Consider the following 16,890-nt stretch of genomic DNA (forward strand, 5'->3'; position numbering starts at 1 on the left):
TGCTGGCCCGCGTTGGTCGGCAGGTACGCCGACACGTGCTTGCCGATGTGCCCGGCAGCAGTCCCGCGAGCGGCACCAGGACCAGGACGAGCGCGATGACGGTAGTGATCGCGCCGGCGGTGTGCCTGATCAGCTGACCGATCGCGAGGGCGAAAAGGCCCAGCACACCGAGGTACAGGCCCTCGCCGACGACCGCGCGCGTCACGTGCGGGTCGCTGAGCGAGGTGTGCAGCTTCGAGGACAGGATCGACTTGCCGATGCCGTAGCTGGCGAAGCTCAGTACCTCGCCGATGATCAGCACCGGGATCGTGAACACGATGCACTTGGCCGCGAGCATGCGCAGCCGGTGCGGCGCGGCCAGCAGCGTCGAGCGGATCATGCCGGTGGTGTACTCGGAGGAGGCCACCAGCACGCCGAGCACGCAGATCGCCAGCTGGCCGAGGAAAAGGCCGCTGCCGAGGATCTGCGGCACGGGGTCGAGCCGGGCCTGTGCCTGGTCGGCCGCGTTCATCTGTGACCACTGCTGCACAGTCAGGAAGGTGAACAGCGCGGTGAAGCCGATCACCGCGACGATGAGGATCACGAACGACCAGACCGTCGAGCGCACGGTGCGCAGCTTGGTCCATTCGGCGGTCAGCAGCCTGCCGAAGTTCGCGTGTCCTCCGTTGGTGTCAGCGGCGCGCGGGACAGTGTCGGTGACCATCACGCACCCCCGTCCTGCGCCGCGCTGGACGCCGGCGCGGCCGGAATGCCCGCCGGACCGTGGAACTGGACGTCTTCCCTGGTCAGCTCCATGAACGCCTCCTCCAGCGAACCGCGCTGCGGAGAGAGCTCGTGCAGCACGATCCCTTTCGCCGCGGCCAGCTCGCCGATCGCCGCCGCCTCGGTCTTGTTGACCAGCAGCGCCCCGTCCTGCTGTGTGGTGACGACGGCGCCCAGCCCGTTCAGCGCTTCCCGCAGCTTTTCGGCCTGCGGCGTGCGCACCAGCACCACGTTCTCGGAATAGCGGGCGATGAACTGTTCCATCGGGGTGTCCGCGATCAGCCGGCCGCGGCCGATCACCACGACGTGGTCCGCGGTTACCGCCATCTCGTTCATCAAGTGCGAGGAGACGAAGACGGTGCGGCCCTCGGCGGCCAGCTGCTTCATCAGGTTTCTAATCCAGACGATGCCCTCCGGGTCGAGCCCGTTGACCGGTTCGTCCAGGATCAGCAGCCGCGGATTGCCGAGCAGCGCGGCCGCGATGCCGAGGCGCTGGCCCATGCCCAGCGAGAAGCCCTTGGTGCGCTTATTGGCCACCGCGGAGAGCCCAACCAGATCGAGCACTTCGTTGATCCGGGACTTGGGCACGCCCTGGGTTTGCGCGAGATAGAGCAGGTGGTTGAACGCGGTGCGCCCCGGATGCACCGCCTTCGCCTCGAGCAGCGCTCCGACGTACCGCAGCGGGTCCGGCAGGCTGCGATACGGCATGCCGTCGATCAGCGCCGTCCCAGATGTCGGCCGGTCGAGGCCGAGGATGAGGCGCATCGTGGTGGACTTGCCTGCCCCGTTCGGGCCGAGGAAGCCGGTGATTCGACCCGGCTCGACGGTGAAGCTCAAGTGGTCTACGGCGGTGGTTTCCCCGTACCGCTTCACCAGATCTTTGACTTCGATCATCAGTACCCCCAATCGCGAGTCATCCTTGCACGGTTCGCCGGTCTGGGCAGCTCAGAACGCGTCTCGATGCGGCGGGAGCCGACTTGAGTTCGGTCACCTCCTCGCAAGCTACGGCAACGGCCGATGCGCGGTGTGGGGCGCTGCGCATCGGCCGTCGGGATTCGCCTGCTCGGCGTAGCGAATCAGGCGTCGCGGTTGCGGAAGATGTATCCGCCGAGGGCGACCGCCACGACGCCGTAGATCAGGAACACCCCGAAGCCGGTCCAGGCGCCCAGGTCGGTGCCGGGCACGTGCTGAGTGGACCAGACCTGGCCGCCCGCGTTGAACGGCAGCCACTTGTCCAGGTGGTTCTGCCAGCTCTGCGGCAGGAAGTTGACCAGGATGGTCAGCACGAACAGCAGGCCGACCCCGCTGGTGATCGCGCCCGCGGTGTGCCGCAGGATCGCGCCGAGCCCGAAGGCGAGGATCGCCGAACCGGCCAGGTACAGGCCGCCGCCGACGACCGCCTGCATCGCGTGCGGGCTGCTCAGCGTCAGGTCGACGCCCTTGGCGCGCCAGAACGAGGAGTCGATCAGGAACGAGACGAACGAGATGACCTCGCCGACCACGAACGCCACCGCCGAGACGACCAGCAGCTTCGACCAGAACACCGCGGCGCGGCGCGGCTGGGCCGTCAGGGAGGTGCGGATCATCCCGGTGGAGTACTCCGAGGTGATCGCCATGGCGCCGAAGACCACCATGATCAGCTGGCCGAGGATGATGCCGAAGAGGGAGCGCTGGGTCAGGTCCTCGTGAGCGAGCTGGGCCGCGGTCGCGTCGCCGTGGTTGGCCCGGCCCCAGTTGCCGAGCACGCTGATGCCGATGGTGACCACGGTCGCCGAGCCCAGCGTCCACATGGTGGAGCGCACCGACCGGATCTTGGTCCACTCCGAGCGCAGTGCCCCGCCGAAGCCGGCCCGGCCGGAGGCGGGCGGCAGTGCGGTCAGCCCGCCGAGGGCGGAAGTGTTGGTCGTCATCTCAGCGGCCTCCCTGCTGCATCGCGCCGGACACGACGTCGGCGGCAATACCGGCGCCGTCCGCCACCGCGCCGCGCGCCGGCTGGCCGGGCACCGCGGCGTGGTACTCCACGCTGTCCTTGGTCAGCTCCATGAACGCCTGCTCAAGGGACGCCTGGATCGGCGAGAGCTCGTGCACCCGGATCTGGTTGTCGAAGGCCAGGTCGCCGATCTCGGTCATGCCCAGCTTGGTGATCCGCAGCGCGTCCGCGCCGTCGGGAGCGGCCGTGCCGCCCTTCGCCGTGACCAGCGCGGCGAGCCGCTGCGACTCGGGGGTGCGCACCCGGATGGTGAGCTCCGAGTTGGCGTCGATGAACTCCTGCACCGTGCAGTCCGCGACGAGCCGGCCGCGGCCGATCACGATCAGGTGCTCGGCGGTGTTCTCCATCTCGCTCATCAGGTGCGAGGAGACGAACACGGTGCGGCCCTCGGCGGCCAGCATCTTCATCAGGTTCCTGATCCAGAGGATGCCCTCCGGGTCAAGGCCGTTGACCGGCTCGTCGAACATCAGCACCTTGGGGTCGCCGAGCAGCGCCGCGGCGATGCCGAGCCGCTGGCCCATGCCGAGCGAGAAACCGCGCGAGCGCTTCTTGGCCACCTCGCTCAGGCCCACCAGTTCCAGCGCCTGGCCGACCCGGGCCTTGGGCAGGTTGTTGGTCTGCGCAAGGCACAGCAGGTGGTTGTACGCGCTGCGGCCCCCGTGAATCGCCTTGGCGTCCAGCAGCGCTCCGACCTCACGCATCGGATAGGCGACCTTGGAGAAGGGCCTGCCATCGATCGTCACCGTGCCGGAGGTGGGCGCGTCGAGGCCGAGGATCAGCCGCATCGTTGTGGACTTGCCCGCGCCGTTCGGGCCCAGGAAGCCGGTCACCTGGCCCGGCTTGACGGTGAACGTGAGATTGTCCACCGCCAGCCGCTCGCCATACCGCTTCGTGAGGCCGTTCGCCTCGATCATCGTAAGAAATCCCTCGTGTCGGACGTGGATAGTGGTCTTCTTTGAGACTTGCCACAACGTACCGAGGGCGGCTGCCGCGTCTCGTCCACCTGTGGGACGGTCTTTCGCGCACGCCGCGCTACATCTCCAGGTGGACCCAACCCTTAGGGTGGACACCGAGATGGCTACTGAAATCACCGCCCACGTGATCCTGCCCGCCCGCCGCGAGCCGATCGAGCTGAAGACCGCCGACGGACTCACCCTGGTCGGCGAGCTGGCGCTGCCGCTCGAGCGCGAGCCGGTCGCGACGCTGGTCACCTTCCATCCGCTGCCTACCGCGGCCGGGATGATGGACAGCCACGTGCTGCGTAAGGCGGCGTGGCGGCTGCCGGCGCTGGCCGACATCGCGGTGCTGCGGTTCAACACGCGCGGTACCGCCTCGGCGCGCGGCCGCAGCGAGGGTGAGTTCGGCGAGGGTGTCGCCGAGCGGTTCGACGTGGCCGCAGCTTTCGAGTTCGCCGAGGGGCTGAACGAGAAGGGCCACGAACTGCCGAACCTCTGGGCGCTCGGCTGGTCCTTCGGCAGCGAGCTGGTACTGAAATACGCCTGCGAGCCGGACGTGCTGGGCGCGATCCTGCTCTCTCCGCCGCTACACCGCGCGCGGCCCGAGGACCTGAAGGTCTGGGGCGAGTCCGGCAAGCCGGTCACTGTCCTGGTCCCCGAGTTCGACGACTACCTGCGGCCCGCCGAGGCCCGCGAGCGCTTCGCCCTCATCCCGCAGGCTGACGTGATCGGCGTCGACGGCGCCAAGCACCTGTGGGTCGGCGAGAAGTATGTGCGCATCGTGCTCGACGAGATCGTGCGGCGGGTCAATCCGGCCGCCGCGCCGCTGCCGGTGGAGTGGGACGGCCCGTTCGAGAAGTACGCCGCGCCGATCGGGACGCACCACGCCTAGGCGTGCGCGGCCCCAGCGGGCCACCTGAGTAAGGGCATTGTCGCGATCGGGCCTTCGTAACCACCTGAAACTTGCACCGCGCCGACGGGCCCGTTCGACGCCATATCGACGGCCGACCGGCTTCAGCCTGTCATGGCGCGGCTGTGTAATTTTCGCGATCCCGAGGCCGTGAGCCGGGCCGTCGCGCGCTCGCCGGGCCGAAGTGTTGACGCGTGGCGCGCCATCCGTACCTTCCGATCACGAAGAGGCGCGGCCTACCGACCCGGGCCCGTCCGACCGCCGCTGCTGCTCAGCGGCCCACGACCCTACGGAAAGGCCCACCTGATGTTGGTCAGATCATTGCGACGGTTGCGCCTGGCGCTGGCGGCCGCGCTCGGCCTCGCGCTGCTGACGTCGCCGGTCACCACGGCGCACCCGGCGCACGCGGCCACCACAGTCGGATCAGGGTATTGGCATACCAGCGGCCGGCAGATCCTGGACTCGGCGAACCAGCCGGTGCGCATCGCGGGGATCAACTGGTTCGGCTTCGAGACCTCGAACTACGTCGCGCACGGCCTGTGGAGCCGCGACTACAAGAGCATGATCGACCAGATGAAGTCGCTCGGCTACAACACCATCCGGCTGCCCTACAGCGACGACATCTTCAAGGGCACCCAGCCGCAGAGCATCAACTACTCCGGCGGCATGAACGCCGACCTGGCCGGGCTCGACTCGCTCGGCGTCATGGACAAGATCATCAACTACGCGGGCGCGGTCGGCCTCAAGGTCATCCTGGACCGGCACCGTCCGGACGCCAGCGGCCAGACGGCGCTCTGGTACACCAGCAGCGTGCCGGAGTCGACCTGGATCGCGGATCTGAAGGCGCTGGCCCAGCGGTACCTGAACAACACCGCGGTCATCGGCATCGACCTGCACAACGAGCCGCACGACCCGGCGTGCTGGGGCTGCGGCGACACCACGATCGACTGGCGGCTTGCGGCCGAGCGCGGCGGCAACGCGGTGCTCTCGGTGAACCCGAACCTGCTGATCTTCGTCGAGGGCATCCAGACCTACAACGGCAGCGGCTACTGGTGGGGCGGCAACCTGCAGGGCGCGGGCCAGTACCCGGTGCAGCTGAACGTCGCGAACCGGCTGGTGTACTCCGCGCACGACTACGCCACCAGCGTCGCGCAGCAGTCCTGGTTCACCGACCCCAGCTTCCCATCGAACATGGCCGGGATCTGGGACCAGAACTGGGGCTACCTGTTCAAGCAGAACATCGCCCCGGTGTGGGTCGGCGAGTTCGGCACCACCCTCGCCTCCACCACCGACCAGACCTGGCTCAAGACCCTGGTGACCTACCTGCGGCCGACCAGCCAGTACGGAGCGGACAGCTTCCAGTGGACGTTCTGGTGCTGGAACCCGGACTCGGGTGACACCGGCGGCATCCTCAATGACGACTGGACCACGGTCAACACCACTAAGGACGCCTACCTCGCGAGCATCAAGGCGCCCGGCTTCGGCGGCGGCAGTTCCTCGGGCGGTGACTACACGCCACCCTCGACGCCGACTGGTCTTCAGGTGACGGGCGTTACCGCATCGAGCGTCTCGTTGTCGTGGTCTGCTTCTACGGACAACGTCGCGGTGACCGGATACAACATCTACCGCGGTACGACGCTTGTCGGAACGTCGAGCGGCACGACGTACACCGATTCCGGACTGACTTCCGGGACGGCGTACACGTACTCAGTTGCTGCGTATGACGCGGCCGGCAACGTCTCCGCGAAATCCACTGCGGTAAGCGCGACGACATCGAGTGCGTCGTCGGGCGGCAACTGCCTTGCCAGCATGCACATCGACACCAGTTGGACCGGTGGCTTCAACGCGACGGTGACGGTGACGAATACGAGCACGACCACCGCGACCAAGACGTGGAAGGTCACCTGGACCTGGCCTGGCGGCCAAACGGTCAACAGCATGTGGAACGCGGTCAGCACCGCTTCCGGCACCTCGGAGACGGCGACCAACGAGCCCTACAACGGCGCGATCGCGGCCTCCGGCTCGACCAGCTTCGGCTTCCAGGCCAGCGGCGGAACCGCGAACCCGGTGCTCACCTGCACTGCGACCTGATCGCGGCGCGGCCGAGCGCAAGAGCCTGAGCTGATGAGCGGATAGTGGCGGGCGGGATCGACGTGCCTGACGGTGCGTCGGTTCCGCCCGCTGTTTCCGTCCCGCTGTTTCTGCACCGCTGATTCCGTCCCGCTGATCCCGGGGCGGATCGGATCGCCTAGGAGCGATCCTGCCGAGGCAGCAGCACCTCGCGCACGATGTACGCCAGGCCGGCGGACAGCGGAATCGCGAGCAACGCCCCGATCACGCCCAGCAGCGCGGCCCCGATCAGCGCCGCGATCACCGCGATCATCGGCGGCACGTCCACCGAGCGGGCCATCACCCGCGGATAGATCACGAAGTTCTCGAACTGTTGGTAGACGATGAAGAAGATCCCCGCGACTACGGCCTTGACCGGGGAGTCGAAGAGCACCACCAGCGTCACGATCAACGCCCCGATGGTCGCGCCGACCAAGGGCACGAAGTCAGTCAGCGCGATCAACAACGCGAGCGGCAGCATGTACGGCACGTTCAGCACGGCCAGCATCAGGTACGAGGCGAGGCCAGCGAGCGCCGCGACGGTCACCGCGCCGGACACGTAGCCGCCGACGCGCTCGAGCACGCCGTCGGCCAGCTCTCCGACGCGGGAGCGCCGAGAGGCCGGGATGAGCTGATAGGTCGACTGCTTGATCGTGGGCAGCGAGCCCAGGAAGTAGATCGTCATCACCAGCACGGTGAACGCCTTGAACACCGAGGAGATCAGGAACTCGCCGAAGCCGAGGATGCCGCCGGCGATCATCTTCGCGGTGTCCGCCTGCGCCAGGAGGCTCTGCAGGCGGCCGACGATGTTGTACTTCGCGTCGAAGCGGCGCACCGTCGCGTTGCGGCCGAGCTGTTCGAGGTGCTGTGGCAGCGAGGCGATCAGGCTGGAGGTCTGCTCCGCCAGCGGCTGCGCGATCGCGGTGACGAAGCCGGCGAACAGCAGCAGGCAGGTGCCCGCGACGATGAGGACGGCCCAGCGGCGTTGCAGCCCGCGCGCGGTCAGCCGCTCCACGAACGGGTTGAGGCCGACCGCGAGGAAGAGCGCGATGACGATCAGCACCAGCACGCTGGTCAGCGAGACCAGCGCCTGCGCGAGGTAGTAGGCCAGGATCAGGCCGAGGCCGCCGACGAAGCCGACGTAGTACGGGTGCGAGCGGCGTAGCGGACGGCCGGGGCGCCGCGCACCGGGGCCGCGGCCGCTGCTGCCGCCGGACTCCGGCTCGGCGTGGTCCGCGGCGCTGTTCTCAGCGGCACGGTGTTCCGAGGTGGAGGACTGCTCCGTCGAGGCGGACACGTCAGTGGCCGTCATCTCGGCCACCTCGGACGCTTCCTCGACAGACATATCCGGGATTCTGCCATCGCGCGCACGCCCGGGGTGCGGTCACCCACGGCGTGGCCCGCGGCCGGATGCAGAATGCACATCCGGCCGCGGAACCCGCAACGCCGCTGACGCAGTCCGTCGCGCGTACTGCCCTTTTGACCGACGCTGTGCCGGATTAACGACGCTGTGCCGGATTAACGACCCTGGATTAACGACCCTGGGCCGGAACGGACGCCTCGTCGTCGGCCTTCTCGCTGTCACCCAGGTTGAGCCCCGCCAGGGCGCCGCCGATCGCGCCGCCGCCGGTGAGCGTCGCCAGCATCTCGCGCACGTTGTGCAGCTGCGCGTTGATCGAGTCGCGGCGGTGGGTGAGGGCGGCCAGCTCGCGCTCGGACTCGGAGCGGATCCGGTCCGTCTTCGCCCGCGCGTCGGCCACGATGTCGTCGGCCTGGCGCTGCGCGGTCTCGATGGTCTGGCGGGCGCGCCGCTCGGCGTCGGTGCGCATCTTCTCCGCCTCGAGGCGGATCTGCTCGCTGCGGGTCTCCACCTCGGCCAGGTGCTTCTCGGCCTTGGCCTGACGGGCCGCCAGGTCGCGCTCGGACTGCTCGCGCCGCTTGGCCAGCTTGCTCTCGAAGTCCGCAGCCGCCGCTGCCGCGGTGGCCCGGATGTCCTCGTAGTGCGCCTCGGCCTCGGCCCGCTTGGCCGCGGCGTCCTTGGCGGCCTCGGCCCGGATCTGGTTCGCCTCGTCCTTGGCCCGCTCGTTCAGGCGCAGGCCCTCGGCCTCGGCCTTGGCCCGGCACTCCTTCGCGTACGACTCGGCGTCCGCGCGCACCTGCGCCGCCGCCTGCTCGGCCAGCTCACGGTGCTGGTCGGCGGCGCGGCGGGCCTCCTCGCGCAGGTCCTTGGCCTCCTCCTCGGCCAGCCGCAGGATCTTCTCCACCCGGGCGCCGAGACCGGCGTAAGAGGGCTCGGAGTCGCTCATCTGCGCCTGGATCGACTGGTTCTCCAGGTGCAGCTCCTCGATCCGCTTCTCCAGCGCGGCAACCCGGTGGGCCGCGCTGTCGCGCTCGGCCATGAGCTTCGTGATCCGTTCGTTCGTCTGCGGGATGTCGTAACCCTTGCGAACGATCTCCAGACCGAGGGGCGATGTGGTCTCGCTCATCTTCTTCAATCTCCTGATGACCGTCGAGGTCGGTGGGGCCGTGCTGGGGTCTGCGTCAGCGGTCTGCGGCGCCGCGGCGCGGTCCGCCGGGCCGGGATCGCGCGGATTCCAGGGGAATCCTGGCACGTTTCCGGCAGGCGCCGGGCCGGCTCAGGCGGATTCGCGGTAGCCATCGCCCGATGGGGTGGCAGTTAAGAGCGGCCGAGGCCTGGAGGCCGGGCTCTCGGGCCGATGACCTTCGCCTGGCTGCGTTGTCGTCGGTCGGCGGCCAACACCGGGCCGCCTCCCTCCTCCGCCTTGCCATGCTCGGCCCTCGACCCGCTCGCTGATCCGGCCTCCAGGCCTCGGCCGCTCTTAGCGTCATCACCCTAACCGCTGTCCGTGTCCGATCGGCAGGCATCGCCACGGATTTTCTGTGAACGGCGCCGATCGGCATGGCACTCGTGATGCGTATGTGACGCAACGAGCCCTGATTCGCTGCGAGTGCGCCGGACCGGGCGTAACAGAGTGCTTCCGGAGCCTTACCTTGAGCGGCGCGCCCCTGATCCCGGCCGGTCACCGCGCCGCGTCTTCGGGCGACTTCGGCTTGGCCGGCGGCTGCTTCGGGATCGGGCCGGCCAGCGCGTCGAGCACGCCCTGCACCCGGCTCATCTCCGCCTTGATCTCCTCGCGGCGGATCTGCAGCGCCTCGACCTCGCGCCGCGCCTCGCCCTTGAGCTGCTCGGCCTTGTCCCTGGACCTGGCCACGATCGTGTCCGCGGCCTTCTCCGCTGCCGCCTTCATCGTCTCGGCCTCGCGCGCCGCCTCGCTGCGCACCCGCTGCGCCTCGCGCTGCGCCGTGGCGACCTGCTCGGCGACCGTGGCCCGCAGCGCGTCCGCGCCTGACTGGGCGTCAGCGGTGATCTTCGTCGCCTCGGTGGTGGCCTTCTGCAGCTGGTTGCGCGCCTCGGTGACCAGCTCGTCGGCGCGCTTTGCCGCGCTCTGCAGCGTCTCAGAGGCCTGCTTGCGCGCCGCGCTCGTGGTCTGATCGGCCTCGGCCGCCGCCGCGGCGCGGGTGCGCTCGGCCTGGGAGGTCGCGTCGGACCTGATCCTGGCCGCCTCGGCCTGCGCCGCCGAGGTCATCGCGCGCGCGTCGGCCTGCGCCTTCTCGGTCACGCCCTGGGCCGCGGCGCGGATGCGGTCCACCTCGGCGCGGGCCGCCGCGGTGATCGAGTCCGCCTCCGCGCGGGCCTTGGCGACCAGCTGCTCGGCCTGGTCCTTCGAGCTGTGCGCCAGCTTGCCGGCCTCTTCGCGGGCGGCGGCCACCAGCGCGTCCGCCTCCCGGGCCGCCTTGGCAAGCCGCTCCGCCGCGTCCTTGCGCGCCTGCTCGGCGATCGCCTGGGCCTCGTCCCGCAGCCGCTGCGCGGCCTCGGCCGCCTCCGCGCGCACTCGCTCGGACTCGCTGCGCCCGGCGGTGAGCATCGCGTCGGCCTTCGTACGGGCCTCGGCCAGCAGCGCGCCGGCCTCCGCCTTCGCGCCGTCGAGCACGCCGTCGGCGCTGGAGCGGATGGCGGCCACCTCGTCCTTGGCGGCCTGGATCGCCTGCGCGGTCTGCGCCGCCGTGTCCTCGGTGAGCTTCTGCGCGGCCGCCTTCGCCTTCGCGGCCAGCTCCGCCGCGTCGGCACGGATGCGGCTCGCGTCGGCCTCGGCGTCGGAGCGCTGCCGTGCGGCGTCCTCCCTCGCCTCGGCCAGCAGCCGCTCGGCGTCCGCCCTCGCGTCCACCAGCGCCTTCTCAGCCTGCTGACGCAGCGAGAGCGCCGCGGACTCGGCCTCGGCCCGGGTGGCCGCCGCGTCCTGCTCCGCCTTCTCGATCAGGCCCTCGACCGCCTTGCGCACCGACTCGGCGTGCGCCTCGGCCTCGGCCACCGCCTTCGAGCCGGCGGCCTTCGCCTCGCTGACGATCCGCTCGGCCTCGGTACGCGCCGCCTCGCGGGCCGCGTCGGCGTCCTGCTTCGCCTGCGATTCGAGCTCGGCGATCCGCGCCTCGCTCTTCTGCTTGAGCTGGCTGATCTCGGCCCGCGTCGCGTTGCGCATCGCCTCGACGCCGGCCTCGGTGTCCAGCCGCAGCTTCTCGGCCTCCGCGGCGGCCTGTGCGCGGACCTTGTCGGCCTCGCTGGCCGCCCGCGCCGCGGTCTCCTGCGCCGCCGCGGTCGCCTCGGCCTTGAGCCGCTCCGCCTCGGCCTGCGCCCGCTCGGCGGTCTCCTTGGCCTCGGCGAGCGCCCGGCCCTTCAGCTCCTCGGCCTCGATGCGGCTGCGAGCCCGCGTCTCCTCCGCGTCGGACCGCGCCCGGCCGAGCTCCGCCTCGGCTTCCGCGCGGGCCTGCGCGACCGTCTCCTCGGCCTGGGTACGAGCCTGTCCAACGGTGCGCTCCGCCTCGGCCAGGCTCTGCAACCTGGTCTTCTCCGCGGCCTGATCCGCCTCGGCCTTGACCTGATCGGCCTCGCCGCGCACCCGATCCGAGTGCGCCTGAGCCGAGGCGCGCAGCTCGTCCGCCTGCGCCGTGGTCTCGGCCAGCAGGCGCTGCGCGGCGGCTGCGGCCTCGTCGCGGATACTCGTCGCCTCGCCGCGCAGCCGCTCCGCCTCGTCGGCGGCATCCTGGCGCAGCTTCGCGGCCTCGGCCTCGACCGCGGCGCGATGCTCGCGCGCCGCCTCTTGCGCCGCGTCGGTGATCTTCCGGGCCGCCTCGGTGGCCACGCCGTGCGCGCCGGCGGCCTCCTCGTGCAGCCGCTTGGCCTCGCTGTGCAGCGTCGCCGCTTCTTCGCGCAGCGCCGCGACCTCGGCCCGCACGCTCTCGTCGTGCTGCCTGGTCTGCTCGGTGGCGTCCGAGATCAGCTTCTCGGCGGTCGCCGCCGCCTTCTCCAAGGTCTGCGCGGCCTGCTGCTCCGCCTCGGCCACCCGCTGCGCCGCGGCCTCGCGCTGGGCGTTCGCGGCCGCGGTGGCCTCCGCGACGGTCTGCGCCGCCTTCGCCGCGGCCTCCGCCTTGACCCGGCCGGCCTCGGCCTCGGAGTCCGCCTTGAGCTGTTCGGCCAGCGCGGTGGCCTCGGACCGGACCCGCTGGGCCTCGGTCTGCGCCATCGTCATCAGCTTCTGCGCGCTGGTGGAGGCCGAGCTGGCCTGCTCCGAGGCGTCCCGCTCGTGCTTGGCCGCGCGGGCGGCGGCGGCCTCGGCCGTCGCCTGCGCCTCCTGCACCAGCCGCTGCGCCTCGGCAGTGGCCTTCGCCACGATCTGGTCCGCGTGGGTGCGCGCCGCCGTCGCGGTCTGCTGGGCCTCGGCCTGCAGCGAGGCGCGCATCTGCTGCGCGTACTCCTGGGCCTGGCGCACCTCGTTGGCCGCCTGCTCACGCAGCTGCCGCAGCTCCGACTCGATCTGCGCGCGGGCCTGCTCGGTGGCCTGACGGCGCATCTGCTCGGTCTCGTTGCGCACCCGCTCGGCCCAGGCCACGGTCTCGTTGACCTCGGCCTCGCCGCGCTGCCTGCGCTCGGCGAGCTCCGCCTCAAGGGACCGGCGCCGCTGCTCGAAGTCGGCCTGGAAGCGCTGCGCCTCCTGCTGCGCCTGCGCCCGCACCTGGTCGGCCTGCGCCTGCGCGCTGCGCAGCATCTGGTCGACCTGGCCGGAGATGTTGCCGTAGTTGGGCGTGGTGCCGTTGCGGCGCAGCTCGTGCAGCTTCGAGCGCAGCACTTCGACTTGGTAGCCGAGATCCTCGCCGTGCGCGATCGCCTCATCGCGCTCAGTGCGCACCCGCTCCAGGTGCGCTTCGAGTTCGTCGAGGTGGGCCTCGACCTCGTACCGGTCGTAGCTGCGCATGCTCTGCTCGGGACCCGCCTGCTCCCAGTCGTCGCGGGGCCGACCGGTGCCGCGGTCGGCCGTCTTGCCGCGCCTGCCCGGCGAGTGCGGAGTCGACTCGTCCCGGCCCGGCTCCCAGACCCGGTGCGGATCCGGATCGGCGTAGCCGGAGTCATCCGGCTGCGCCGCGTAGTACTCCTGGAACCGTACGTCACCGGAGGCGTCATGGGGAGGGCGGGAACCGTAGCCGGTCCGCTCATCCACGCGCCCATATCCCATGACAGACAATCCTGTCAGATTCCGGGCCGGGGGGCCTTAGACGTTACGAAAGCGTTCGATCGCACTCCGGTGTCGCTCCCGCAGTGCGCTGTCACGCACCCCCAGCCCTTCTTCTGGTGCTAGACACAGTACGCCCACTTTGCCCTGATGCAGATTCCGATGGACATCAAAGGCCGCCTGCCCGGCCTCGGCCAGCGGATAGCTGCGCGAGAGAGTCGGGTGGATGCGCCCCTTCTGGATCAGCCGGTTCGCCTCCCAGGCCTCGCGGTAGTTGGCGAAGTGCGAGCCGATGATTCGCTTGAGGTTCATCCAAAGGTAACGGTTGTCGTACTCGTGCATGAAGCCGCTCGTCGAGGCGCAGGTGACGATCGTTCCGCCGCGCCTTGCCACGTAGACCGAGGCGCCGAAGGTCTCCCGGCCCGGATGCTCGAAGACGATGTCAGGGTCCTCGCCCCCGGTCAGTTCCCGGATACGCGCGCCGAACCGCTGCCACTCCTTCGGGTTCTGCGTCGTCTCGTCGCTCCAGAACTGGAAGCCCTCCGCGGACCTGTCGATGATGAGCTCCGCGCCCATCGAGCGGCAGATCTCAGCCTTCTGCGGCGAGGAGACCACGCACACCGGGATCGCCCCGCCGTTCAAGGCGAACTGGGTCGCGTAGGAGCCGAGGCCGCCCGAGGCGCCCCAGATCAGCACCACGTCGCCCTGCTTCATCCCGGCGCCGTTGCGCGACACCAGCTGACGGTACGCGGTGGAGTTCACCAGTCCGGGACTGGCCGCCTCCTCCCACGTAAGGTGATCGGGCTTCGGCATCAGCTGGTTGGTCTTGACCAGCGCCACCTCGGCCAGGCCGCCGAAGTTGGTCTCGAAGCCCCAGATCCGCTGCTCCGGGTCGAGCATCGTGTCGGAGTGCCCGGCGGCGTCCTCGAGCTCGACGGACAGGCAGTGCGCGACCACCTCGTCGCCGGGCCGCCACTTGTTCACGCCGGGACCGGTCCGCAGCACCACGCCGGCCAGGTCGGAGCCGATCACGTGGTACGGCAGGTCGTGCCGCTTGGTAAGCGCGGAGAGCTTGCCGTACTTGCGCAGGAAGGCGAAGGTCGGCACCGGCTCGAAGATCGACGTCCACACGGTGTTGTAGTTGATCGCGCTGGCCATCACGGCCACCAGGGCCTCGCCGGGTCCGAGCTCCGGCAGCGGCACCTCCTCGACGTGCAGCGAGGCGCGCGGGTCCTTCTCCCGGGTGCTCTGCCCCTCGAACATCGCGGTCTCGTCCGCGTGCACGGTCACCGCCCGGTACGCCTCGGGCAGCGGGAGTGCGGCGAAGGTCTCGGCGGGCGTGTCCCCGGCGTTGATCGCGTCCAGGACCTCCTTCAGCTCGGGGGAGGAGGGGGCCGCGGACGCGGCGGTCTGGTTACTGCTCATGGGTGTCGGCCTCCAGGTGGATGGTCGCGTGAGCTGCGTGAGCTGATCGGTGCCGACCGGATCGCACGAGTCGGCACGCGGCGGTATGAGGTTGTCGCGCTCTGTCCTGAGGAGCGCTTTGCCCGACTGAGAGCGCGTGTTACTTGCGAGTAACTATGCCGCCACAGCTGCGGCTTGGCTAGATGGGCGCCCCACACAGTCCGGGTGGCGCGAATCACAGCCGCGCACACCGCGAAGGGATTTGAACGCGTTCGAAATCGGCGCTACGCTCAGCGCAGAAACTGAACGTGTTCAAAACAGGGCGAACGCCCTGGCCGGAACGCACACCTGGAGGGGATCCGGATGGACCTCACCGTCGCGACCTACATCGTCTATCTCGCCATCACCATCGCCCTGACCGTCTGGGTCGGCCGCACCTTCAGCCGGGCCGGGCTGGTCTTCCTCTCCGAGATCTTCCACGGGGATCAGAAGCTGGCCGAGGCGGTCAACCACCTGTTCGTGGTCGGCTTCTGCCTGGTCAACCTCGGCTTCGACGCGCTGTGGCTGCGTTACGGCCCGGCCGTGGCCGACACCCGCGGCCTGTTCGAGGCGCTGTCCGTGAAGGTCGGCACGGTGCTGCTCATCCTGGGCGCGCTGCACCTGCTGGACATCCTCGTGCTCAACCGCTACCGCCGCCGCGCGCTGACCGAACTGGCCAACCAGCTCGGCCTGCCGGAAGCGTCCGCGCCGAGCAGGTGACCGGGCCGAGCAGGTGATCCGGCGTCACGGCACACTCGTCCCCATGAGCGAGCAACCGGAAGCGAGTGTGCGGGAGCGGGTGGGGGGAGGTGCGGGCCGAGCCGCGGGGGGCTCGGTCCGCACCCGCGCGTCATCGCCCGCCGCGCACACCAAGAGCGAGCAGACCCGCGCGCTGATCCTCGAGACGGCGCTGCGCCTGTTTCGCGAGCGCGGCTACGACCGCACCACGATGCGCGCGATCGCGGAGGCTGCCGGGGTCTCGGTCGGGAACGCGTACTACTACTTCGCCTCCAAGGAGCACCTGGTCCAGGGCTTCTACGACCAGATCGCCGAAGAGCACCGCGCGCAGCTGCCGCGGGCGTTGTCCGGACGCACCGATCTGGGCGACCGGCTGAGCACGACGCTCCAGGTGTGGATGGCCATCGCGGCGCCCTACCACGAGTTCGCCGCCCAGCTGTTCAAGAACGCGGCCGACCCGCAAAGCCCGCTCAGCCCGTTCTCGGCGGAGTCGCAGCCGGCCCGCGACGCGATGATCGAGCTCTACAAAGGCGTGCTGGCGGGCTCGGACTCGAAGGCGAAGCTGGACGACGAACTGGCGGCGATGCTGCCGGAACTGCTGTGGCTCTACCACATGGGCATCGTGCTCTACTGGGTCTACGACCGCTCCCCGAACGCCGAGCGCACGGCCCGACTGGTGGCCCGCGCGACGGCGGTGGTGGCCCGGCTGGTGGCCCTCAGCCGCTTCAAGGTGCTGCGACCGCTCGTGCGCGAGGCCAAGGCGCTGCTGTCAGAGTTCGTGCTCGTCGAGCCGGAGCAGCGCGCGGGCGACGGTCGAGAGCAGCAGCCGCGGCGAAGGCAGGAGTCCCAGTAGAAGCACTCAGCCCTCGGCGCGACGCCTGGCGATGTACTCCTCGAACTCGGCCATGAACCGGGTGAAGTCCGGCTCGGTGCCGGTACGCAGCTCCAGTGTGTCGAGCAGCCCGGCCTCTCCCGTGCAGAACACCTGCTGACCGCGCCATTCGACGTGGATTCCGGAGCGGTTCGGAAGATCCATGCGGGTGGCGGGTGTCGGCGCGCCGTCGATCACGATGCTCGCCGGCGTTTCGGGCGCCGGCGGATTCTCCAGAAAGCCGCGCACGTCTTGACCGCCGGCCATCTCCGCCGGATCGATCATGTTGCTGGCGAGGGTCTCCACCGTGCGGATCCGTTGTGGCCAGTCGATCGTGCCGCGCACGGTACGCACGCGCAGCCGATTGCGGCCCGTCGCCGCGTAGGTCACATCCACCGACCACGGGTGGTCGTCCGACTCTTCGAAGCCGAGCAGGGCGATCGTGCCTTCCGGCGGCACGCAGGCTATGGCGACTGGACCAGGGAACTCCACCGCCCGCTGTGCGTAGTTCGGACGCTGAGGTAATG

Annotated in this window: 13 protein-coding genes; 4 read left to right on the forward strand and 9 right to left on the reverse strand. The window is 70.0% G+C overall.

The genetic code is table 11. From position 1 onward, the window contains the following. The 4 genes from VFA06_RS06110 to VFA06_RS06125 form a co-directional block, all read right to left on the reverse strand. Nucleotides 1-703, reverse strand: a 703-nt coding sequence (locus tag VFA06_RS06110; protein WP_324839429.1) for an ABC transporter permease, incomplete at its 3' end; no start/stop codon positions are given. Continuing rightward, a complete protein-coding gene (locus VFA06_RS06115) occupies nt 703-1,656 on the reverse strand; it encodes an ABC transporter ATP-binding protein (RefSeq protein WP_324839431.1) in 954 nt (317 codons plus the stop codon). The genes VFA06_RS06115 and VFA06_RS06110, both read right to left, overlap by 1 nt. Before the next feature lie 182 nt (nt 1,657-1,838). Then, the gene (locus tag VFA06_RS06120) at nt 1,839-2,672 is read right to left on the reverse strand and encodes an ABC transporter permease subunit (RefSeq protein WP_324839432.1); all 834 of its coding nucleotides are present in this window, start codon (nt 2,670-2,672) and stop codon (nt 1,839-1,841) included. 1 nt (nt 2,673) lies between these two features. Next, nucleotides 2,674-3,666 (reverse strand): ABC transporter ATP-binding protein, encoded by a 993-nt coding sequence (locus tag VFA06_RS06125; RefSeq protein ID WP_324839433.1) that lies wholly within the window; start codon nt 3,664-3,666, stop codon nt 2,674-2,676. Nucleotides 3,667-3,826: 160 nt separating this feature from the next. Here VFA06_RS06125 and VFA06_RS06130 point away from each other — a divergent pair, with 160 nt between their 5' ends. Then, entirely contained in the window at nt 3,827-4,600 is a 774-nt protein-coding gene (locus tag VFA06_RS06130) for an alpha/beta hydrolase (RefSeq protein WP_324839434.1), read from the forward strand. A 324-nt stretch (nt 4,601-4,924) separates the two neighbouring features. Continuing rightward, complete coding sequence (locus VFA06_RS06135; protein WP_324839435.1) at nt 4,925-6,709, forward strand: cellulase family glycosylhydrolase; 1,785 nt, start codon at nt 4,925-4,927, stop codon at nt 6,707-6,709. A gap of 157 nt (nt 6,710-6,866) precedes the next feature. On the opposite strand, the gene VFA06_RS06140 is transcribed toward VFA06_RS06135, so the two are convergent. The 4 genes from VFA06_RS06140 to ccrA all read right to left on the reverse strand — a co-directional run bounded on the left by VFA06_RS06140 (nt 6,867) and on the right by ccrA (nt 14,688). After that, nucleotides 6,867-8,072, reverse strand: coding sequence for an AI-2E family transporter (locus VFA06_RS06140; RefSeq protein ID WP_324839436.1), 1,206 nt, complete (start codon nt 8,070-8,072; stop codon nt 6,867-6,869). A 187-nt stretch (nt 8,073-8,259) separates the two neighbouring features. Continuing rightward, nucleotides 8,260-9,213, reverse strand: a complete 954-nt coding sequence (locus tag VFA06_RS06145; protein ID WP_324839437.1) for a cellulose-binding protein — start codon at nt 9,211-9,213, stop codon at nt 8,260-8,262. Between the two features lie 555 nt (nt 9,214-9,768). Then, nucleotides 9,769-13,299 carry a hypothetical protein gene (locus tag VFA06_RS06150; RefSeq protein WP_324839438.1) on the reverse strand — a complete coding sequence of 1,177 codons (3,531 nt, stop codon included), beginning with the start codon at nt 13,297-13,299 and terminating at the stop codon, nt 9,769-9,771. A gap of 51 nt (nt 13,300-13,350) precedes the next feature. Next, nucleotides 13,351-14,688, reverse strand: a complete 1,338-nt coding sequence (gene ccrA, locus VFA06_RS06155) for a crotonyl-CoA carboxylase/reductase (protein ID WP_349260072.1) — start codon at nt 14,686-14,688, stop codon at nt 13,351-13,353. A gap of 390 nt (nt 14,689-15,078) precedes the next feature. Here ccrA and VFA06_RS06160 point away from each other — a divergent pair, with 390 nt between their 5' ends. Beyond that, nucleotides 15,079-15,474 (forward strand): hypothetical protein, encoded by a 396-nt coding sequence (locus VFA06_RS06160; RefSeq protein WP_324839440.1) that lies wholly within the window; start codon nt 15,079-15,081, stop codon nt 15,472-15,474. 43 nt (nt 15,475-15,517) lie between these two features. After that, nucleotides 15,518-16,345 (forward strand): TetR/AcrR family transcriptional regulator, encoded by an 828-nt coding sequence (locus VFA06_RS06165; RefSeq protein WP_324839441.1) that lies wholly within the window; start codon nt 15,518-15,520, stop codon nt 16,343-16,345. A gap of 6 nt (nt 16,346-16,351) precedes the next feature. Here VFA06_RS06165 and VFA06_RS06170 read toward each other — a convergent pair whose 3' ends face one another. Next, nucleotides 16,352-16,822, reverse strand: a complete 471-nt coding sequence (locus VFA06_RS06170; protein ID WP_324839442.1) for a hypothetical protein — start codon at nt 16,820-16,822, stop codon at nt 16,352-16,354. Between the last annotated feature and the right edge of the window lie 68 nt (nt 16,823-16,890).

Origin of the sequence: Actinocrinis sp. (assembly GCF_035653575.1) — a bacterium.
GTDB lineage: Bacteria > Actinomycetota > Actinomycetes > Streptomycetales > Catenulisporaceae > Actinocrinis.